General features: G+C 65.2%; 20 protein-coding genes. 8 read left to right on the forward strand and 12 right to left on the reverse strand.

The window, feature by feature from the left end; genetic code table 11:
• From F3H13_RS12130 to F3H13_RS12150, 5 genes are all read left to right on the forward strand, one after another.
• Positions 1-1,004, forward strand: a 1,004-nt coding sequence (locus tag F3H13_RS12130; RefSeq protein WP_149799283.1) for an RNA-guided endonuclease InsQ/TnpB family protein, incomplete at its 5' end; no start/stop codon positions are given.
• A gap of 310 nt (positions 1,005-1,314) precedes the next feature.
• Complete coding sequence (locus F3H13_RS16390; protein ID WP_223174420.1) at positions 1,315-1,809, forward strand: hypothetical protein; 495 nt, start codon at positions 1,315-1,317, stop codon at positions 1,807-1,809.
• Positions 1,809-2,741: a tyrosine-type recombinase/integrase gene (locus tag F3H13_RS12140; protein ID WP_149799284.1), complete on the forward strand. Its 933-nt coding sequence runs from the start codon at positions 1,809-1,811 to the stop codon at positions 2,739-2,741. The genes F3H13_RS16390 and F3H13_RS12140 overlap by 1 nt, the downstream gene beginning before the upstream one ends.
• Before the next feature lie 310 nt (positions 2,742-3,051).
• Complete coding sequence (locus tag F3H13_RS12145; protein ID WP_149799285.1) at positions 3,052-3,423, forward strand: Hsp20/alpha crystallin family protein; 372 nt, start codon at positions 3,052-3,054, stop codon at positions 3,421-3,423.
• Positions 3,424-3,498: 75 nt separating this feature from the next.
• A complete protein-coding gene (locus F3H13_RS12150; RefSeq protein WP_149799286.1) occupies positions 3,499-5,712 on the forward strand; it encodes a CDC48 family AAA ATPase in 2,214 nt (737 codons plus the stop codon).
• 16 nt (positions 5,713-5,728) lie between these two features.
• Here the strand turns inward: F3H13_RS12150 and F3H13_RS12155 are convergent, their stop codons facing one another.
• The 3 genes from F3H13_RS12155 to F3H13_RS12165 all read right to left on the reverse strand — a co-directional run bounded on the left by F3H13_RS12155 (position 5,729) and on the right by F3H13_RS12165 (position 8,088).
• Positions 5,729-6,232, reverse strand: a complete 504-nt coding sequence (locus F3H13_RS12155; RefSeq protein WP_188128059.1) for a hypothetical protein — start codon at positions 6,230-6,232, stop codon at positions 5,729-5,731.
• Between the two features lie 101 nt (positions 6,233-6,333).
• On the reverse strand, positions 6,334-7,392 hold the full coding sequence (locus F3H13_RS12160; protein ID WP_149799287.1) for an inorganic phosphate transporter: 1,059 nt from the start codon (positions 7,390-7,392) through the stop codon (positions 6,334-6,336).
• Between the two features lie 60 nt (positions 7,393-7,452).
• Entirely contained in the window at positions 7,453-8,088 is a 636-nt protein-coding gene (locus F3H13_RS12165) for an IS6 family transposase (RefSeq protein ID WP_149799388.1), read from the reverse strand.
• 105 nt (positions 8,089-8,193) lie between these two features.
• On the opposite strand from F3H13_RS12165, the gene F3H13_RS12170 reads away from it, so the two are divergent.
• Positions 8,194-8,475, forward strand: a complete 282-nt coding sequence (locus tag F3H13_RS12170; RefSeq protein ID WP_149799288.1) for a DUF7577 domain-containing protein — start codon at positions 8,194-8,196, stop codon at positions 8,473-8,475.
• Here F3H13_RS12170 and F3H13_RS16270 read toward each other — a convergent pair whose 3' ends face one another.
• Both F3H13_RS16270 and F3H13_RS12175 read right to left on the reverse strand, forming a co-directional pair.
• The gene (locus F3H13_RS16270; protein WP_188128060.1) at positions 8,476-8,628 is read right to left on the reverse strand and encodes a DUF7557 family protein; all 153 of its coding nucleotides are present in this window, start codon (positions 8,626-8,628) and stop codon (positions 8,476-8,478) included.
• An 825-nt stretch (positions 8,629-9,453) separates the two neighbouring features.
• Positions 9,454-10,110, reverse strand: coding sequence for an HVO_0476 family zinc finger protein (locus F3H13_RS12175; RefSeq protein ID WP_149799289.1), 657 nt, complete (start codon positions 10,108-10,110; stop codon positions 9,454-9,456).
• Between the two features lie 179 nt (positions 10,111-10,289).
• On the opposite strand from F3H13_RS12175, the gene prs reads away from it, so the two are divergent.
• The gene (gene prs, locus F3H13_RS12180) at positions 10,290-11,150 is read left to right on the forward strand and encodes a ribose-phosphate diphosphokinase (RefSeq protein ID WP_149799290.1); all 861 of its coding nucleotides are present in this window, start codon (positions 10,290-10,292) and stop codon (positions 11,148-11,150) included.
• Between the two features lie 4 nt (positions 11,151-11,154).
• Here prs and F3H13_RS12185 read toward each other — a convergent pair whose 3' ends face one another.
• From F3H13_RS12185 to F3H13_RS12210, 6 genes are all read right to left on the reverse strand, one after another.
• The gene (locus F3H13_RS12185) at positions 11,155-11,718 is read right to left on the reverse strand and encodes a maltose acetyltransferase domain-containing protein (RefSeq protein WP_149799291.1); all 564 of its coding nucleotides are present in this window, start codon (positions 11,716-11,718) and stop codon (positions 11,155-11,157) included.
• Between the two features lie 541 nt (positions 11,719-12,259).
• A complete protein-coding gene (locus F3H13_RS12190) occupies positions 12,260-13,417 on the reverse strand; it encodes an ATP-NAD kinase family protein (protein WP_149799292.1) in 1,158 nt (385 codons plus the stop codon).
• 452 nt (positions 13,418-13,869) lie between these two features.
• Positions 13,870-14,568 carry a competence/damage-inducible protein A gene (locus F3H13_RS12195; RefSeq protein WP_149799293.1) on the reverse strand — a complete coding sequence of 233 codons (699 nt, stop codon included), beginning with the start codon at positions 14,566-14,568 and terminating at the stop codon, positions 13,870-13,872.
• A 74-nt stretch (positions 14,569-14,642) separates the two neighbouring features.
• A complete protein-coding gene (locus F3H13_RS12200) occupies positions 14,643-15,422 on the reverse strand; it encodes a DUF5803 family protein (RefSeq protein WP_149799294.1) in 780 nt (259 codons plus the stop codon).
• 15 nt (positions 15,423-15,437) lie between these two features.
• Positions 15,438-16,133, reverse strand: coding sequence for a DUF2110 family protein (locus F3H13_RS12205; RefSeq protein ID WP_149799295.1), 696 nt, complete (start codon positions 16,131-16,133; stop codon positions 15,438-15,440).
• Positions 16,133-16,657, reverse strand: coding sequence for a transcription factor (locus tag F3H13_RS12210; protein WP_149799296.1), 525 nt, complete (start codon positions 16,655-16,657; stop codon positions 16,133-16,135). Before F3H13_RS12210 ends, F3H13_RS12205 begins: the two co-directional genes overlap by 1 nt.
• 147 nt (positions 16,658-16,804) lie before the next feature.
• Between F3H13_RS12210 and F3H13_RS12215 the strand changes: the two genes are divergently transcribed.
• Positions 16,805-17,770 (forward strand): hypothetical protein, encoded by a 966-nt coding sequence (locus F3H13_RS12215; RefSeq protein ID WP_149799297.1) that lies wholly within the window; start codon positions 16,805-16,807, stop codon positions 17,768-17,770.
• Positions 17,771-17,801: 31 nt separating this feature from the next.
• Here F3H13_RS12215 and F3H13_RS12220 read toward each other — a convergent pair whose 3' ends face one another.
• A complete protein-coding gene (locus F3H13_RS12220; RefSeq protein WP_149799298.1) occupies positions 17,802-19,397 on the reverse strand; it encodes a PAS domain-containing protein in 1,596 nt (531 codons plus the stop codon).
• Positions 19,398-19,464: the final 67 nt, after the last annotated feature.

Raw genomic sequence — 19,464 nt, forward strand, 5'->3', positions numbered from 1 at the left:
ACCGACAAAACGGAGAGACGAAAGCGAATCCGCCCGGCTACCGCAAACACGGCGACGAACACCCGCGTTCGACGGTTACGTTCAAATCTGCCGGATTCAAACTCGACACCCAGTACGACCGCGTCCGACTCTCAAAAGGCTCGAATCTGAAAGAGTACTGGTCGGATTTCGTCCTGTGTAAGTACCGGACTCGCCCCGATGTTGACCTCTCCACCGTGGAGAACGTCCAACAAGTCAAGGTTGTCTGGACGGGCGACGAGTGGGAACTACACTTCGTCTGTAAGGTCGAAATCGACGTGTCTGAAGCCCCCGGTGAGAAGACGGTGGGTGTTGATCTCGGTATCAACAACTTCGCCGCGCTTGCGTATGAAGACGGTCACAGCGAACTGTACCCGCTCAACTGCTTGAAACAGGACGACTACTACTTCAGCAAGCGAATCGCTCGGTGTGACGATTCGGACTCTGAGCAGGCCACTCGGCTGAATCAGAAGAAGTCGGCCCGCCGCACCCACTACTTCCACACCCTCTCGAAACACATCGTCAAGCGGTGTGTCGAGGAGGATGTAGGGACGATCGTGGTCGGGGATCTCTCCGGCATCCGTGAGGACGACGAGAACGATGAGTCGAAGGACTGGGGCCGGCGCGGGAATCTCGACTTACACTCGTGGGCATTCGATCGCTTCACAAAACTGCTCACCTACAAGGCCGAAATGGAAGGCATCACGGTTGAGGAGGTGTCTGAGCGGGATACCTCGAAGTCGTGTTCGTGCTGTGGCCGGAAGCGTGACGCGAACCGTGTTGAACGTGGACTGTATGTCTGCGATGAGTGCGGGACAGTGGCGAACGCGGATGTGAACGGCGCTGAGAACATTCGACAAAAAGTATCTCCAAGTCCCGCCACGGATGGCGGTGATAGGAGTAACGGCTGGTTGGCACAGCCATCGACGTTCTTGTTTGACAAGGAAACTGGTGCGTTCGCACCTCAAGAACGGGTCACGTCGTAAACCACAATATCCCAACCCAGCGGCACGATGCCGTGGGAATCCTCGCGCTTCAGCGCGGGGAGGATGTCAAGAGCGTCGTAACGGCGGCTCGTGGCGACCGTGGCGAGTGCGATCGAGGGGGACAGTCGCGTCGCCGCCGTCGATGCTCTCGGCGGGTTGCGGGCGGAACGCTCTCAGGCTCGTACACTTCTCCCCGCAAATGTATGGATAGAAAGCTGGCCTCGGCACTCACGGAAGCTCTGGTTAGTACTAACTATAAAAATTTTGATTGGTATATTGTTGATGTGGAGACGAACGGAGGTGTAGTTAGATGACTGGCTGGAAAGAGAATATGGGTATGTCGCAAGATACAGGACTGGTGAAAATCTACGTACCGATGAGCCACAAGAAAACGTGGCAGCAAGAAGCCGACGAGAAAAATTATAAGAGTACTAGTAAGTACCTGCACGAACTGATCCAGGAAGCCCGGGCGATCAGGGAGGAAGGATTCCTCGCGCCCCAGGGTAGCGATCAGGAAGTCCAGCGGCTGAAGAAGAAAATCGAGGAGTTGGAGGGCCGTTTGGCGCAGGCGAAACAGCAGAGCAGGGATTCGGTGACAATTGATGACGCGGCGTTCCTGAAGCAGTTCCTGACCGAGGAGTACCAGACGTTCGACGAAGTCCTGCAGAAGGTCGTTGAGAGCGACACGCTGGATGAGCTGCTGCGGGAACCGGTCGAGGACGAGCTGTATTTCCTGGCTGCTCGTGAGGAAGTCGAGTTCAAGCACGGGCACGGGTGGCGGCTTGCCAACGGAGGTGAGCGGTGATGGCGGACGACTGGTACGAGACGGTCTACGAGAACAAGCACGACGCGATCAACGACTTCATTAAGCAGAAACAGACGACGGGCCGCAGCCCGCGAACGCTGAACTCATACAGCCGGGTGCTCAAGCGGTACTACCACGAGCACTTCCCCGATCTCACACCTGCGGAGACCGAGGTGCGGCACATCGAGGAGTACCTCCGAATCTTGGACGACCGCGGGGTCAGTCAGAACACGAAGCGTCGCTACCTCGAATCGCTGTCGGCGTTTTTCAGCTACGCGATGAAACGGCCCCGGTTCGAGAACATCACGGGAAATCCCGCTGGTGTCGTTTTGGAAGAGATACCGAAGCAGATCCGGCAGCGTCCTGACTGTGCGACGTGGGAAAACGCGAAGAAGATAGTGAAAGCGATTCCGAACCCGCGGAACAAAGCGGTTGCCGTCCTACTGGCGAAGACCGGGTGTCGGTTGGAGGAAGCCTTGGAGATCAAGATGGACGACTTGATGCTGGACGAGGGATTCGTCCGGCTTCGGGAGCGGAAGGGTGGGAAGCAGACGGTAGTGCCGATTGACCGTGAGACGGTTCGCACGATCAAGCGGTTCAAGCTGATTCGTCGGGATACGGATCTGGAGTATCTGTTCGTGAGTATCCGCGACGACCGATTGACGAAGACAGTGATTCAGCGTGCGGTACGTGAGGCGGCGGTGGTCGAAGGTATCATGGATGAGGGCGAAGACCGATTCCACAAGAAGTTCACACCGCATACGTTCCGCACCGTGTTCACGACGTTGATGCGGAATCAGGGGATGAAGCAGCACGTCCTCCAGTACATCCGTGGGGATGCAGAGAGCGAGACGATGGACATCTACACCCGGGTTGATAGAGACGAAGCACGGGAGGAGTATCTGGACTGCATCAAACCGTTGGGACTGTAACTATACGGATCCACCTAAGGCGGCGAGCCCGCTCGTCCACTTCACGAATGAATATGATTCAGTTGCAATTGTTGGTGCTTGTTCAATCTTCATTATAGGTCCTTTCATTCCGAGAATGGATGGTGAACTATAGGTCGCTTCAAAATACATTCTACGCTGCTCAATCCATCGTTTTATTTCGATTCCGACAAAAATCACTCCGCTTATGCCACGGTCCCCCGCTGTAGCAATGCAGATATGATTGATCCCCGATAGTAACACTTTTTACGAAGCGCGAACACAGTTTTGACTGGAATCAGGGTGATCAGCCATGGCACTACCGACTGGTCCGACCAGTTCGTGGCTACAGAACTCCGGATTCCCGAGCCGACTGTTCGAAACCGGTAGCAACGACTACGAACTGTACGAGGAGGACGACGAGTTCGTCCTGAGCGTCGAGATGCCGGGCTTCGATCCCGAGGAGATCGATGTCTCCTGGGACGAGGGCGTCCTCAACATCGCCGCCGAGCACGAGGACGAGACGCGGGGCCAACGGAAGACCTATCACCGTCGCTTCCGCTTCCCGAAGAACGTCGAGGATGACGAGATCGAGGCCCAGTACAATAACGGGATCCTCGAAGTCCGGCTGCCGGTACTGTCGGGTGCCACTACCCGCGGAAAGCAGATCGAGGTCCAGGCCTAACGTCGGCCACGTCGCCTCGTCACAGTGGTATCGACCGACAACCGGTTTCTTCCGTGAGCAATCGAGGTGAGAGCCATGCGACTCACGGTCAAACAACTCAAGAACCGCGATCCAGGGAGCGGTATGGCCGTCATCGACCGGGAAGCTCTACAGGAAATCGATGTCAGCAGTGGTGACTTCGTCGCCATCGAGGGCCGTGACGGTGGACGAACTGTCGCCCGTGTCTGGCCCAGCGACACAAGCGACGCGGGCCGCGGTATCATCCGTATCGACGGCCAGCTTCGACAGGCAGCGAACGTAAGCATCGACGACCGCGTCGAGGTCGAGAAAACGGAGGTCAAGCCGGCGGACAGCGTTACCGTCGCCTTGCCCCAGAACCTCCGGATCAGGGGTGATCTCGGATCGCACCTCCGGGAACATCTCGTAGACCAGGCGGTGACGGCAGGGCAGACGGTCGCCTTCCCCATCGGGTTCGGCATGTTCTCCGGGCAGTCCGGCCGCCGCATCCCCCTGACGGTGGTCGATACGCAGCCCAGCGGGACTGTCGTCGTACAGAGTAGTACTGACATCGAAATCGCCGATCGGACCGCCCAAGAGGTCTCCGTCGAACCGGGCGAACCCGACGATTCGACCGCGCCTGCCGTCACGTACGAGGACATCGGAGGCTTAGACGACGAACTCGAGCAGGTCCGAGAGATGATCGAACTGCCGATGCGCCACCCCGAACTGTTCGGGACGCTCGGCATCGAACCGCCGAAGGGCGTGCTGCTTCACGGCCCGCCCGGTACGGGCAAGACGCTGATCGCGAAGGCCGTCGCCAACGAGATTGACGCCCACTTCCAGACGATCTCCGGCCCGGAGATCATGTCGAAGTACTACGGCGAGAGCGAAGAACAGCTCCGCGAGGTGTTCGAGGAGGCCGAAGAGAACGCCCCCGCGATCGTCTTCATCGACGAACTCGATTCGATCGCGCCAAAGCGCGAAGAAGTCAGCGGCGACGTCGAGCGACGGGTCGTCGCCCAGCTGCTCTCGCTGATGGATGGCCTCGAGGAGCGCGGCCAGATCACGGTCATCGGCACGACCAACCGCGTCGACGCCGTGGATCCGGCACTCCGCCGTCCCGGTCGATTCGACCGCGAGATTGAGATCGGCGTCCCCGACCGCGACGGCCGCGAAGAAATCCTCCAGATCCACACCCGCGGGATGCCCCTCGGCGACGGCGTCGAGCTCGAACGCTACGCCGAGAGCACGCAGGGATTCGTCGGTGCTGACCTGGAGAACCTCGCCAAGGAGAGCGCGATGCACGCGCTCCGACGGATTCGGCCGGAGCTGGATCTCGAAGAGGAGGAGATCCCCGCCGAAGTCCTCGATTCGATCGAGGTGACCGAGAACGACTTCAAGGAGGCGCTGAAGGGCATCGAACCCTCCGCGCTCCGCGAGGTATTTGTCGAGGTCCCCGACGTTACCTGGGACCACGTCGGCGGACTCGACGACGCGAAGGAACGTCTCCAAGAAACCGTCCAGTGGCCTCTGGAACACGCCGACGCCTACGACCAAGTCGCTCTCGACCCGGCCAAGGGCGTCCTGCTGTACGGACCGCCCGGTACCGGCAAGACGCTGCTGGCGAAGGCCGTCGCCAACGAAGCTCAGTCGAACTTCATCTCGATCAAGGGGCCGGAGCTGTTCAACAAGTACGTCGGCGAGTCCGAAAAGGGCGTTCGTGAGGTGTTCTCGAAGGCCCGCGAGAACGCTCCGACCGTGGTATTCTTCGACGAGATTGACGCGATCGCATCAGAACGTGGCCGAGGCGTCGGTGACTCGAACGTCGGCGAGCGCGTCGTCTCCCAGCTGTTGACCGAACTCGATGGGCTCGAAGAACTCGAGGACGTCGTGGTGATCGCCACGACCAACCGCCCGGACCTCATCGACGACGCCCTGCTCCGGCCAGGACGGCTCGACCGTCACGTCGCGGTAGACGAGCCAGATGAGGCGGCCCGGCGTGAAATCTTCGAGATCCACACCAGGGACAGGCCATTAGCCGACGATGTGGACCTCGACGAACTCGTCGAGCGGACTGACGGCTACGTCGGGGCCGACATCGAGGCGGTCTGCCGCGAGGCCGCGACCATCGCCGTCCGCGAGTACGTCCGCGCGACTGCGAACGACGAAGCTGCTAGCGTCGATGAGATCGAACTCACGATGAACCATTTCGAGCAGGCACTTGAAGAGGTCGACTCGAACGCCGGGTCCGAACCGCAGGAGTTCGAGGAGGCACCGGAAGCGGTGTAGAACTCGCGGCGGTCTCTTACGCAGTCGAATCGTCGGCCCGATCCGATCGGTGTTCATCGGCTTCTTCGAGCTGTTCGGTCACACGCTCGTCGATCTGTTCGTCTAGATCCCCAACCTCGGCTTCGACTTGTTCTTCGACCTCCTCTTCGAGGCTTTCGGAAACCTCTTCACCGACTTGCTGTTCGACCTCGTCGGCGACCTGTTCCTCGACTTCGACACCCACTTGTTCCTCAACCTCGGTTTCGACCTCATCGCCGACCTGTTCTTCGACCTCGGCCTCGACCTGTTGCTCGGCCTCCTGTGAAATCGTCTCCTCAAGGATGCGCTCGTAGATCGACATCTTCTCCCAAATTCTCAATAGGTAACCGATGACGAGTCCACCCTCGAACGCTGCCACCCGGGGGTCAACACGGAATACTAGATACCCGAAGCCGGCAATGAAGAGCAAGCCGTACACCAGTTCGATGTGAAACTGTGTCTGTCTTCCTCGAAAGCGACCACTGAGCGTACTCAGTGACATCGTTGTCTGATATCTTCGAGTTTCGTGGTCAAAAGCCTGACTTGGGAACTCAGATGAGTAGACGCCCGGTTCCGATTCGATGACATCCTGGCGCGAACTACTCATACGAGAAGTTGGAATCGCTCTGCTGCCTCGAACGTGACGAAGGCGATGACGCCCGCGACGGTCGGGGTGGCGATCCACGTCGTCACGATTCGTTTTGTAGTCGAGGGATCGAACAGATTGAGCTGATCATCGGCCCAGTCCGATCGTTCCGCATTCGAGAGCCCTTCTGGTCGGACAATCGCATAAAGGGGTACCCGACGGCTCGCCCGCCCCCACCCGAGGCCGATGACGCACGCGGTGAGCACGACGGCGAGGCTCGCCGGGATTCCAGCCCAGCTCAGACCGGTCAGGATCGAGGCCGCGATCGTTTCGGCGATCAGCGACGCTTCCAGCGACAGGTCCGTGATGTCCTCACCGACAGTCTCCATCGTTCGAGGACCGATGGCGAAGGCACCGATCCCGATCGCCACGCCGCCAATCGCGACCCCAGGCGTCATCTCGAGTTGCCCGGAGCCGACGAGCGGCGCGACGGCGTTGGCGACGTTGGAAGCCCCGGCCGAGAATGCCATGTAGCAACCGATCCCGATCACAATGAGTTCCGCAAAGCGACTGGCATCTTCGGATCCAAGATCAAGTACATCCACGACCGCGTCGTAGAAGTACCGCCCGACGAACGCACAGACCCAGAAGGCGAGGATCGTCGAAAGCACCCACCACATGCCGACGACACCGACGGTCCGCCAGTCGAGCACGCCAAGAGCCGCGCCCATCCCGACGACAGCGGCAACCGCTGTCTGGCTGGTGCTAGTCGACACCTTGAGCACATTGCCGAGCAGGATGCCGAGCCCGATGAACAGGAGGACGCCGATCGACGCGCCGAGCGTGAAGTACTCTGCCGGGACGAAGTCCGTCCCCAAGGTGTCGACGACGTTCGTGCCGATAGTGAACCCGCCGATCAGGACGAACACGGCCATCAATCCGGAAGCTTGTCGCATCGAGAGTACGCCACTTCCAGTCGCAGGACCGAATGCCACGCCCGTCGATGAACCCCCGATGTTCACGCCGACAAAGATGGCTGTGGCTATACCGACGATAAACACCACCGACAGCGCCATACGGTCGGATATATGGCATAATTCCGCAAAAGAATATTGATTTGGTGAGGGGCCTCGTGTTCAGATAAGCTGATTCCATGCGAAGCTGAACGATCTGAGCCAGTCGTCGGCAGTTTCTGCTTCGGCGTTGCTGAAACAGTTTGAGAAACAGATAGTTCGGCGTTTTATTTCTCTAAATACACGTTCAACAGCGTTTCGATTTCCATGTTTCTCGTATCTGAAATCGAAGCCGTGGCGTTGACAGGCATCTTGTAACGAGTGCGATCCATCGACGAGAAACACGGCGTCGGAGACGTCGTGTTTCTCGGAGAGTTCCGTCAGAAACGAATGAGCGAGAACCTTTGTTGTCGTCGGCTCAAGCTTCGTATGGAGCAATTCGTTTGTCTCGGGATCGACGGCAGCATACAGCCAATATTGCTCATCGTTGAGTCGGATCACAGTCTCGTCAACCGCAATGTGATCCGGACACCGACCAGCTTCGGGCTGTAGATCGGCCTTGTGAACCCAATTATGAACGGTTGATCGAGCACGTCCGACACCAAATATCTCAAGAATAGAAACGGTATTCGAAAGTGATAGCCCAGCCAGATGGAGCTGAATACCGAGGTTCATCAGCAATATCGGTGTCGCTTCTCGTTCCACAAAACCTAATTCGATCTGGTCGATACTACCGCTGAGGCGTGTGTTTTCGGGCATGAACCACTCAGAAAACACACCGCCTCACTCTTCATACTTATCTGAACACCGCTGTGAGGGGGCGAGTAATGCTTAACTGGACCCAGACAATAATTTTTGATAGGTATGACCCTCCAGCCGTGGCTGTACACGCTCTTCGTAGTCGTCGGAGGGTTCCACGTGCTCGCTGTCCTCTATGCGTATTGGTTCAAGCGGGTTTCCGACGATGGCGTGGAACCTGCGGACAGCACTGAAAAGTCATTTCAATTAAACGAAGTCGATTGCCCGGAGTGTGGAACCACCAACGAACGAGGATACAGGTACTGTGCAAACTGCGTGTCAGAACTCCCTAGCGGGGACAATATCGACAGAAAGCCTACCGCACCTGTCGAGTGGCAGATTTTCTGATCACTCCAGCCGATCGCCAGCAAATGAAAGAGTCAACTCTTCGGCCTCGTAGATATTGATGAGTTCGTTGATGATCTCGTCGTAGGTTTCGTCGTCGATTCGGAGGTTATCGAGCCGTTCGATGGTTTCCTTCTCAAGATCGATCTTCGGCATATCTTGATTATGTGGTCTGTCGTTCGTAAGGCTCACGAAACGGATTGGAGAGGGAAGGGCTGGAGTACGTTCCGACTGATCTGCTGATCACTACTATAGGACCTCCGCAAACGTTCATAGAACGGAGTATCTCCATGAACAGGCCACTGGAAAATCGCACAGATGAGACATTGGTTTGATGTGCCACTGGTGAACAGTTGAACAGATCAGAAACTTCGACCAGAGTGATTCCATTAACCTTCACGTAATCGTACAAACATGTAAAAAATACCAATTAGAACCCCTCTAATTCACGCTGTGGAAATTATAAGCCAAATAACGGTCCTAGAGTCGATGGCCTCGGCACTCATAGGGCTCGTCGTCGCCGGGTGCCGAGTCCGGCTCGGAGCGGTGGTTCGTCATCGGCCGCTCGTCGGTAGTCGCGCCGTCGAATAAAAGGATCCGGCCGCGCCGTCAGTGCGACGAGCCGGCGTACTCGTTCCAGCGGTCGGTCCCGTTCGCGATCCGCCGGGTGTCCGACGGGTCGAACGTCGCCGCGCACTGGGCGACCGCCTCGGCGGCGGTCGGCAGGTCGTCGGTCGCGTCCTCGGCGTCGGTCGCGTCGTCGCTGTCGGATTCCGGGAACGACGCCGTTCGGTCGGTCGTCGGTTCGGTCTCGGTCGCCTCGCGCGTGCTCGGACCGCCGGGACCGGCCGTCGTCCCCGCCGTCGAGCGTGCGTCAGTCGTGTACTACGGGTGGCACATATCGGCCGACGGTCGTATCCTTAATAATTGTTTATGTTGGTACGAGGATTCGCCGGGCGAGGTGGGGCGACCGCGCCGCGCCTACCAGGCCGACCACGCGGTGAGCGTCTCGTCGCGGGCGTACACCCGCTTGAGATCCTTCGCGTAGGCGAGGTCGCCGGGGTGGTCGAGCTTCTCGTGGCGGTACTCGGGCGCGTCCGCGCGGATGTGGAGCCCCTCGACGGTGAACTCCTCCTCGCCGAACTCGACGGTCTCGTCGACGGTGAACTCGTAGTCGCCGGGGACGTTCACGCGCAGCGAGCGCGTCCGGTCCGCGTCGCCGTCCTTCGGGTGGAGCGTGACGGGGACCGCGACGTTGTCGACCGCGCGGGTCCACAGCGTCTCGACGTCGGTGATGTCGGCCTCCTCGACGCGCTCTTCGGGCCCGAGTTCGATCCCCGTGATCCGCACCTGCATCAGCGCGTCGTCGGTGTCGACGACGAACTCCTCGCCGGTGCCGACGTCGCCCTCGGCGGGCACGTCCATCGTCGTCGTGAACGAGTCGCCGTCCTGCGAGACGACGATCGTCACGGCGACCGTCTCCTCCTCGGGGATCTCGGTCTTGTGGGTGTGGTCGCACTCGGTACAGCGCACGGTGGCCTGTCCGCCCGGACTGAGGACCTCGTGGACGGTGGGCTCGGAGGGCGAACACGACGGACAGGGGAGTCCGACGCGCGCGCCGGCTTCGGTGTCGCTCATTGGGCGCTCGTACCCGCCGCGCCCGTAAATATCCGCCCCTGTGGGGCCGGTGTGGGTCGCGCTCGCGTGGCGCGCGGCGGGCCGGGTGGACCGGAGTGGGCGGCCGGCGCGTCCCGAGCGCCGCGGCGACGCCGCGCGGTAAGGAAACTGGTTTACCGGTGTCCGGAAAACGGTCGCCCATGATCGTACCCGGGTCCAGCTCGCAGCAGCTCGCGGCCGCGCTCGCCGAGGAGACGGGCCGGGCGCTGGCGACACCGACATACGACCGGTTCCCGGACGGGGAGGGGCTCGCTGCGGTGCCCGACTTCGACGCCGACGAGGCCGTGATCGTCGCCGCGACCGACTCCGACGAGGCGTGGGTGGAACTGCTCCAGCTCCAGGACGCCGTCCGCGAGGCCGGCGCGACGGACGTGACCACCGTGGTCCCCTATATGGGCTACGCGCGCCAAGACGCCTCGTTCGGCGACGGCGAGCCGGTCTCCGCCCGAGCGATGGCGAAGGCGATCTCGACCGGGACCGACCGCGTCCTGCTCGTCAACCCCCACGAGGCGACCGTCGCCGACTTCTTCGAGGTCCCCGCCGAGGCGGTCGACGCCGCGGGCGCCCTCGCGGAGCCGCTCCCCGCGGACCTCGATGACCCCCTCTTCCTCGCGCCCGACGAAGGGGCCGTCGACGCGGCCGCCACCGTCCGCGACGCCTACGGCGCCGGCGAGACGGACTACTTCGAGAAGCACCGCGACCGCGAGACGGGCGCCGTCGCCGTCTCGCCCTCCGACGCGCCCGTCGCCGACCGCGACGTCGTCGTCGTCGACGACATCATCGCGACCGGGTCGACGATGAGCGAGTCGGTCGCGGTGCTCACCGACCGCGGCGCCGCGCGGGTGCTGACCGCCTGCGTCCACCCCGTCCTCGCGGCCAACGCGGTGACGAAGCTCCGCGCTGCCGGCGTCGACCGGATCGTCGGCAGCGACACCGTCGAGCGGGGCTGTAGCGTCGTCAGCGTCGCGCCCGCCGTGGCGGACGCGCTCGACTCGCCGTAGCCGGTCACTCGTCGTCGATTTCTCGGATCACCTCGGCCGGGTTGCCGCCGACGACCGTCCGTGCGGGCACGTCGTCGACCACGACGGCGCCGGCCGCGACGACCGCGCCGTCGCCGACCGAGACGCCGGGCGTGAGGACCGCTCGCCCGCCGATCCAGACGTCGTCGCCGATCGTCACGGGGTCGCCGAACTCGCGGCCGGCCGCGCGCTCGTCGGGGTCGATCGGATGCGTCGCGGTGTAGACGTGAACGCCCGGCCCGAGCATACAGTTCTCGCCGAACGCGACCGGCGCCACGTCGAGGAAGACGCAGCCGCAGTTCGCGAAGAACCTGTCGCCGACGCCGACGTTGTACCCGTAGTCACAGTGGAACGGCGGCAGCACCGTCGCGTCGCCGCGGACCTCGCCGAACAGCTCGCGGAGGAGTCGCTCCCGGCGGTCGGTCTCCGTCTGGGCGGTCTCGTTGTACCGCCGGCAGCGGTCCCGAGCGCGCTCTCGCTCGCGCCTGAGTTCCGGATCCCTCGGGTCGTACGCCTCGCCGGCGAGCATCCGCTCCTTCTCGCGTCCCATACGAGTCCCGGCGCGGCGTCATACATAGGCCTGTCCGTCGGTGGCGTCGAAGGTTGTTATTTATAAATAGTTGACTGCGTCTCGGCGGAGAACATCTCCAAAGCCCCAGCCACTCGGCTATACTCGGTTAACTGTGGATCGACGGCGAACTCCTCCAAAGCCCCAGCCGCGAGGATGCCGTACGCTCGCTGCGCTCCTCGGTCGCTCGTTTCACTCGCTCCCTGCGGTGCTTACGTCGCCTACGGAATCCTCGCGGCTGCCCCTTTGAGTCCCTCCCCGCACCGCAGCCTCACGCCTCCCCAGCCTCGTCGGCCGGTCTCCGCTTCGCTCCGACCGGCCGACTCCCTCGCACGCGCTCTCGCCGGCGGCTTCGCCGCCGGCTGTCAGAGAGACCTTCGGTCTCTCACTACTCGCGGCCGCCGGTGGCGGCCGCTCGGAGGCGCGCGCCACCGCAGTACCATTTATAATAGTTCGACGGTGTCACTCGCGGTCATTTAAATACCGCAGTACTTTGCGCGGTCACGGCGGGACCGCGAGCGACCTACACGATCTTCATCATCCGCGTCTCGAACTTCCCGACGCGGACGCGGACCCAGCCCGCGAGCTCGTCGTCGAGGTTGGGGTCGTCGGTGTCGACGCGGAGCGCGCGCACGTCGTCGAGCTTGGCGCGCGACGCCACGATTCGGAGGTCGCAGCGCCGGATCACGGCCGGCGAGATCTGGGGGTTGCCGCGGCCGAAGACGAACCCCTGCCCGCCGATGGGGGAGACGACGACCACGTTCTCCTCGCCGAGCGCGTCGAGGATCTCGGCCTCCGTCGCGTCGCGGACGATCACCTCGCCGTCGCGCCAGACGTCGACGCCGATCGGCGACGGCTCGAAGCCGAGCTCGTCTTTGATCGCGCCCACGGTCGACCCCGGGCCGAGCACGAAGGTGACGCCCTCGCCGTCGCGCTCGCGGATGTCGGCCGCGACGCCCTCCGCCAGCGACTCGACGGTCCCGCTCGCGGTCTGTTTCGACGACTGGAGGTCGTCTGCGACCGGGACGTGCGCGACCCCGCGGAGCGTCGGATTGACCTCCCCCTCGCGGTAGGCGTCCTCGTCGATGTCCATCACCTCGCGACGCTCGGTCCGCGAGAACGACGCGGCGACCTCCGCGGCGTCCTCCGGCGACACCGCGAACACCGACGAGTACACCTTCACGCCGGCGGGCACGCCGAGCATCGGCACGTCGGTCCCCTCCAGCGCCGCCGCGACGTCCGCGGCGGTCCCGTCGCCGCCGACGAATAAGACGAGGTCGACGGGGTCGGCGGGGTCGGCGGCGCTCGCCTCGATTCCTCCGTTCTCCGCTTCGGCGTCAAGCCCCGCGAACGCCCGCACGACCGCCGCGGTGTGTTCCGCGGTCGTCTCCGTCGGTTCGGGGGGCGCCGACGTCGCCCTCTCGCCCCCGAACGGGTCGACGACGCGGACCGGGTCGAAGCCGGCCTCGCGGACGACGGACTCGCCCATCGGGTCCGCGGCCACCGAGACGGCCGCGTCGGGAGCGATCGCGGCCAGCCGGCCGAGGGCCCGCTTCGCCCGGGCCGGCGCCCGGGGTTCCGCGCCGCGCTCGACGGCCTCGGCCACCTTCCCGTCGGTTCCCTTCAGTCCGACGCGGCCGCCCATGCCGGCGACCGGGTTCACCGCGATCCCCACATGCATGCCAAACGTTCACCGCGCCGGCCTCTTAAGCGAGCCGCGTCCGGCCGCGCCGCGGGGGCCTCCGAGACGGGCGGCCCGTCCGACTGATATATAAAGCTCCTCAACACCGAGGCACGGGAACCAACCTGTATCCGCCCGTCTAAATAAGTGCCGATGGAGTGAGCCCGCCATCGGCCTCGTGACTGCTCGTCTCACAGGGACCGGATCCCTCCCGTGGTAGCCGCCACACCCTCACCGCTCCTGGTCCCGTTTTGACGCCCGCGCGTGGGCACCTGTCCGTCGGACGGCCCGCTCCTCGCCCGAGAATCAACGCTTAAGACGCCCCCAAGATAATTCCGGCACATGATCCTTGAAGCCGCCGTGACGGAGCCGCTGCCGATCAGCGCGACCGCGGCCGCGGTCCTGCTCGCGAGCCTTGCGCTCGTCGCCGTGTGGGTCGCGTACCTGTACCGCTAGGCCGACTCCTCCTTGACCGCGTCCGCGTGCTCCCGGACCCACGCCGCGGCGCGCTCGGCCTCCGCCTCGCTTTCCGCGGTTATCTTCACGGTGACGACCTCGCCCGGATAGGAACCGACGCGCACGTCGAACCGGTCGCGCAGCGACGCGAACCGGTCGAGCAGCTCGCTCTCCGGCTCGTCGACGTCGACCGTGAGCACGTGGGTGAGCGTCCCCGCGAACTCGTCTTCGACCAGCTCGAACATCGCTTTCATCTCGGTCGGCACGCCGGGGAGGACGTAGACGGACTCGACGACGGCGCCGGGCGCGACCCCGGCCTCGTTCGGCAGCGGCCGGCAGTCCGCGGGGAGGTGCGTCGTCTCCGCCGCGAGGTCGCTCCCGCTGTACCCGCGCTCGGCGAGCCACGCGGCCGCCTCCTCGTTCGCCGCGAGGTCGCGCCCGAACGCGGCCGCGACCGCCTCCATCGTCACGTCGTCGTGCGTCGGCCCGAGGCCGCCGGTGACGATCACCGCGTCGTACTCCGCGTGGTACTCGTTGACGACCCTCGCGATCTCGGCGACCTCGTCCGGCACGACGGTCACTCGCCGGACGGTGACCCCGCGGGCGTCGAGGCGGTCGCAGAGCCAGGTGGCGTTCGTGTTCTCGGTGTCCCCGACGAGGAGCTCGTCCCCGACGGTGACGACGGCGGCGTTCATACCGGAGTCAAGCGGGGCGCGGTAGAAAAGGACCCCGGCGCGGGCGACGCGGGAACTCGGTACGGCCGCGCCCGCTAGAGCCAGCCGTCGTCGTCATCGTCGTCGTAGACGCCCAGGCCGAGGTCGCGGCGGCGATCGCGGAGCGCCTCCAGCTGTCGCCGGAAGTAGAGCGTCCCGGCGACCGCGGCGATCGCCCCGATGACGAGGATGACGCCGAACACCACCAGGTCGCCCTCGCGGTACGACTGGACGACGATCGAGCCGCCCGACACCTCCTCCCAGACGATCCGGTCGCGGTCGTCGACCGTCTCGACCGCGTGATCGCGCGGCGAGACGTGGCCGACGATCGGCACCTCGGTGCTGAACGCCGGCGGGAGCGTCACGGCGTACGACCCCTCGACGTACGCGCGCATGGTGAACCGGCGCGGCGACCCGGCGCCCGAGAACGCCGCCTTGCCGCCCGCCATGTCGTCCGCGAAGCGGATCCACGTCTCGTCGGTCGTCCGCTCGATCTCGCCGCCGCGGGCGCGGAACTCGCTGCCCGTGATCACCTCGCCGTCCGGGTACTGGTAGCGGAACGCCTCGAACTCCAGCGGCTGGTCGCCCGCGTACGGCGTCTGCTCGTACAGCCGGAGCTCCTCCCGGTCGCCGACCGCGTAGACGGCGGTGTACGTCGCGTCTGTGGAGAGCTCGAACGCGGCGTCCCGGTCCGTGTCGAACTCGTACTCGCGGGGCGGCTCGGCGTCGAGCGTCTCGTTCGTCACCTCGCCGCCGCCCGTCGCGTAGCCGAGGCAGCCGGCGCTGACCGCGAGGAGGGCGACCGCCGCCACCGCGAGCGCGAAGCGTCTGTTCACGGTTTTCGAATCGGGTTAGACCACACAGCGCATCTCGGCCGGGAGGTACGAGCCGATGGCGGCGAGTAATCCCGGCGGGTCGGTCCCTTCGGCGCAGACGATGCTCTGTTCGAGGAGTCCCAGCCGCTCGACGGTGACGATGTCCTGCGCGTGGCCCGCGCGGTTCACCGTCGCGCGCGTCTCGCCGCGGGTCGCCGAGTTGACGTTCACCCGGCCGTCCCCGCGCTGCCAGTCGTACAGGCGGTCGCGCTCCCCGTCGGCGAGCCGGCTCGGCGCCGCGTCAGGGTCCCCGGCGTCGCCGCCGTAGACGAACCGCACGGGGAGGTGCTGAACGAGGCCGAACCGCTCGACGACCTGCTCCGGCGAGCCGACGCCGAGGCCGAGCTCGTCAGCGGGGACGAACACGTCGACGCCGGCGTCGAGGGTGAACCCCACATCGTCCCACGACTCGAGGGTGCCGACGTACTCCTCGCCCGCGTCGAGCCCGCCGTCGTGGGCGACGACCTCGCCCCACGTCTCCGCGAGGACGTTGCGCGCGACCGGCGCGTCCTCGCCGGTCACGTCGACCTGGACGAAGTCGTCGTCCCGGACGCCCACCTGCCAGTCGACGTCGAGCTCGCCGACGTCGTTGGCGACGAGCGAGTTCATGCCGTCGAGCGCGCGGTCGCGGGCGTCGCCCTCGACGTAGCACTTGGTTGCGAGGACGACCATCAGCCCGTCACGTCCGCGTTGAGCTCGTCGCGCAGCGCCTCGATACGCTGGTCCATCGCGTCGCGGAGCCGGTCGTTGTCCATCGCGTCCAGCGGCGAGCCGCACTCGGGGCACTCGAAGCCGAAGTCCATCGCCTCGCCGAACTCGAAGCGGATCGAACACACCTCACAGAGGTAGAACTCGTGGGTGCGCTCGTACTCCTCGCGCTCCTCTAAGGCGTCGAGCAGCCGGTACATCTCCTCCTGGAGGTTCTCCGGGATGTTGTCGTAGTGGAACGTCCACAGGTACGTGAGCCAGCCGGAGTCCTCGTCGCGGACGCGGCGGTACGTCGCCAGGTCGTTCTCGTACAGGATGAACAGCGCGCGCCGCACGTCGTTGAGCTCTAAGCCCAGCTCCTCGGCCAGCTCCTCGTCGGTGACCTCGCCGTCCGGCGGCGCGGCCGCGACCGGCATCCCCGTCGGCCCCACCAGCTCGTGGAGGTACTTCTGGATGACGGGGTCGTTCAGTAGATCCTCAAAAGCCATTACGGGAAGATGGTGGTGGAATCCGGTTAAAACCTCCGAAAGGCGCGGTCGCGCGCCTCGATCGATCCCGGAGCGATCGCCCCTCCGGACCCGTACCGACCCGCGGGTCCGGCAGAGCTTTACGCGCCGTGGCTCACACTCGCCCGTATGGCAGACTCGGTCGGCGGACGGGGGCGGCGCGCGCTCGGCGGCCTCGCGCTCCTCGCGGTTCCGGCGGTGTTGGCGGCGGTCCCGCTGGTCCCGCTCGCCGCGCTGCTCGGCCCCGGCGGGCTCGGGCTCGTCCCGCTCGGCGCGCTCGGGGGACTGCTCGCGGCCGTCGTCGTCGGGCCGGCCGTCTCCGCGCTCCTCGGCCCGATCCTCGTCGACAAGCGGATCGCCCGGCTCCCGAACGCCGAGCTGGACGACCGCCGCGCCGACTTCGTCGCCGACCGCGTCGAGGCGCTCGCGGCCGACGTCGACGTCGAGGTTCCCGAGATACTCCCGGTCCGCGCCGACGCCGCGAACGTCGCCGTCACGGACGGCTACCGCGGGTCGCGGCTGGTGGTCTCGACGCGGCTGCTCGCCCTCCCGAAGGCCGACCGCGACGCCGCGCTACGCCACGCGCTCGTCAGGCTGCGGACGCGGCAGGCGCTGCTCGCGACCGCGGCCCTCCCGGCGCTGGCCGCCGTCGAGACCGCGGCGCTGCTCGCGACGCTGCTCGTGGGGCGCCGCGGGGAGCGCACCGCCGCGGACCGCCGCGTCAACCGGATCCACGGGTACGAGCCGGACCGCGAGCGGGTCCCGTCGTGGACGTACGCGGCCGCTGGCGTCCTCTGCTGGCTGCTGCTCCTCCCGGCGTGGGTCCCCGCGACGGTCGGGGACCGGCTCGCCGTCGCCGGGGGGCGCCGGGCCGCGGACGCCCTCGTCGCGCGGGCCGGGACCGAGGAGCGTGACGGGCTCGGCAACGCGGTCTCCTTCGCGAGCGACGCCGCGGGCGCCGGCGACTGGCCGCCGCTCCTCGACCGGCTCTCGCTCGTCTCGATGGCCGACGCCGAGACGGGGCGGGTTCGCGGAACGAGTCGACAGGAGGCGCGGACGCGGCTCGCGCGGCTCCGCTCGAAGCGGACGCTGTAGGGGCGGGAGCGTCCGGGCGGCCCCGACCGAATCAGGGCTGCGCCGGAACCTCCAGTCGGACCGTCGTCCCGTCCTCGTCGGTGTCGATGTCGAACTCGCCGCCGGCCTTGGCGACGACCCAGTACATGAGCCAGATGCCGAGCCGGTCGGCGTGGGTCAGCGACGTCTCGCCCGCCTCCAACACCTGCGTCTCGTGGTCCGGGATTCCGGGGCCGTCGTCCGCGACCTCGATCGCGATCCATCCGGGGGGGCACCGCTCGACGCGCACGTCGACGGACGGTGACGGACTGTCGTTGTGCTTCACGGCGTTCTCGACCGCCTCCGCGACGGCGACCGGGAGGCCGACGACCATCACCTCGATCGAGTCGTCTTCCGGCAGCGACAGGGTCACCTCGGCGTCCGGGTAGCGGCTGTGGATCCGGTTCCGGAGTTCGATCAGCTCGTCGCGGAGGTCGATCGGGGCGTCGAGCGGGGCCCCTGAGACCGTGTCGTCGACGGTCTGGACGGCGGTCGCGATCCCCGTGAGGTCCGCGGCCGTCTCGGTGATAACGTCGAGCGCCTGGCGCTGCGACTCCGCTTCGGGGTCGTTTCGGAGCAGGTCCGCGTACCCCGAGATGAGGTTCATCTTGTTGCGGAGGTTGTGGTTGAGCACCCGGGCCATCACCTCCAGTCGCCGCTCGCGGATCTTCCGCTCGGTGATCTCCGTCTGGAACCCGACGAAGTGCGTGGTCGCTCCCGCTTCGTTCCGCAGGGGTTCGATCTGGAGCCGGTTCCAGAACTTCTGGCCGTTCGCCCGGTAGTTGAGGATGTCCACGTCGACCGGCCGCTCCTCGTCGAGGCCCCGCCCGATCTCGGCACGCGTCTCGTCGGCCGTGTCGGGCCCTTGGAGGAACCGACAGTCCTCGCCGAGCATCTCCTCGCCGTAGCCGGTCAGCGACTTGAACTCCTCGTTGATGTATACGAGCGGCCGGTCGTCCCCGCCCGACGCCCGCGCGAGGGTGATCCCGACGGGGGCCTCGTCCATCGCCCGCTCTTTGAGCCGTAAGTCGGCGACGGTCCGCCTGAGGCGGAGCGAGGTCAGCCGCCGCTTGACCAGGTTCGACACCCGCGTGAGCAGCGCCCGCCGGGCGACCGGCAGTTCGATGACGTCGTCGACGCGCTCCCACGCGCCGTCGGCCGGCCCTCCTCGCGCGCTCTCGCTCACCAGCAGCACGAACGGCAGGAACGCGGGGTCGGCGCGCTCGCGCCGCGCGTCCAGCGCGTCGCCGGCGGCGGCGAAGGCGTTCGCGTCGAGGACGCAGCAGTCGAACTCGGCGTCGAGCGCGGCGGGGTCGGTCTCGGCCCGGATCCGGTAGCGCTCGCCAAGCGCCTCGGCGAGCAGGTCGCGGTCGCGGTCGTCGTCCATCAAGAGGAGGACCGTCCCGTCCGCGGTCAGGTTCGCGGCGTCGTCGCGTTCGAACACGAGGGACGGCTCGCTGTCGCGGTCGTCGCCATTGCGGTCGGCTTCGCCGAAGTCGTCACCGCCGTGCTCCGCCGAATCGCGCCGCTTTCGGCCGGATCCCGTCTCGCCCTCTGCGGACCCGTCGCCGTCGGCGGCATGGTGTGCCCGGTCCGGCTCTGAGTCCATTGCTTATACACAGACGGGCGGAACCCACTAAGAACTACCCCATTTATATCACGGCTCCGTCCGATGG

Source organism: Halorubrum xinjiangense (assembly GCF_900102375.1).
In the GTDB taxonomy this organism is placed as follows: Archaea; Halobacteriota; Halobacteria; order Halobacteriales; family Haloferacaceae; genus Halorubrum; species Halorubrum xinjiangense.

What these genes read in the sequence shown, in the direction of transcription:
- F3H13_RS12145 (WP_149799285.1), top strand. Translation starts at nt 3,052, where the DNA reads ATGGCACTACCGACTGGTCCGACCAGTTCGTGGCTACAGAACTCCGGA.
- F3H13_RS12175 (WP_149799289.1), bottom strand. Translation starts at nt 10,110, where the DNA reads ATGAGCGACACCGAAGCCGGCGCGCGCGTCGGACTCCCCTGTCCGTCG.
- F3H13_RS16270 (WP_188128060.1), bottom strand. Translation starts at nt 8,628, where the DNA reads ATGCCGAAGATCGATCTTGAGAAGGAAACCATCGAACGGCTCGATAAC.
- F3H13_RS12185 (WP_149799291.1), bottom strand. Translation starts at nt 11,718, where the DNA reads ATGGGACGCGAGAAGGAGCGGATGCTCGCCGGCGAGGCGTACGACCCG.
- F3H13_RS12215 (WP_149799297.1), top strand. Translation starts at nt 16,805, where the DNA reads ATGGCAGACTCGGTCGGCGGACGGGGGCGGCGCGCGCTCGGCGGCCTC.
- F3H13_RS12165 (WP_149799388.1), bottom strand. Translation starts at nt 8,088, where the DNA reads ATGCCCGAAAACACACGCCTCAGCGGTAGTATCGACCAGATCGAATTA.
- F3H13_RS12150 (WP_149799286.1), top strand. Translation starts at nt 3,499, where the DNA reads ATGCGACTCACGGTCAAACAACTCAAGAACCGCGATCCAGGGAGCGGT.
- F3H13_RS12195 (WP_149799293.1), bottom strand. Translation starts at nt 14,568, where the DNA reads ATGAACGCCGCCGTCGTCACCGTCGGGGACGAGCTCCTCGTCGGGGAC.
- F3H13_RS12170 (WP_149799288.1), top strand. Translation starts at nt 8,194, where the DNA reads ATGACCCTCCAGCCGTGGCTGTACACGCTCTTCGTAGTCGTCGGAGGG.
- F3H13_RS12220 (WP_149799298.1), bottom strand. Translation starts at nt 19,397, where the DNA reads ATGGACTCAGAGCCGGACCGGGCACACCATGCCGCCGACGGCGACGGG.
- F3H13_RS12190 (WP_149799292.1), bottom strand. Translation starts at nt 13,417, where the DNA reads ATGCATGTGGGGATCGCGGTGAACCCGGTCGCCGGCATGGGCGGCCGC.
- F3H13_RS12140 (WP_149799284.1), top strand. Translation starts at nt 1,809, where the DNA reads ATGGCGGACGACTGGTACGAGACGGTCTACGAGAACAAGCACGACGCG.
- F3H13_RS12155 (WP_188128059.1), bottom strand. Translation starts at nt 6,232, where the DNA reads ATGTCACTGAGTACGCTCAGTGGTCGCTTTCGAGGAAGACAGACACAG.
- F3H13_RS16390 (WP_223174420.1), top strand. Translation starts at nt 1,315, where the DNA reads ATGACTGGCTGGAAAGAGAATATGGGTATGTCGCAAGATACAGGACTG.
- prs (WP_149799290.1), top strand. Translation starts at nt 10,290, where the DNA reads ATGATCGTACCCGGGTCCAGCTCGCAGCAGCTCGCGGCCGCGCTCGCC.
- F3H13_RS12205 (WP_149799295.1), bottom strand. Translation starts at nt 16,133, where the DNA reads ATGGTCGTCCTCGCAACCAAGTGCTACGTCGAGGGCGACGCCCGCGAC.
- F3H13_RS12210 (WP_149799296.1), bottom strand. Translation starts at nt 16,657, where the DNA reads ATGGCTTTTGAGGATCTACTGAACGACCCCGTCATCCAGAAGTACCTC.
- F3H13_RS12160 (WP_149799287.1), bottom strand. Translation starts at nt 7,392, where the DNA reads ATGGCGCTGTCGGTGGTGTTTATCGTCGGTATAGCCACAGCCATCTTT.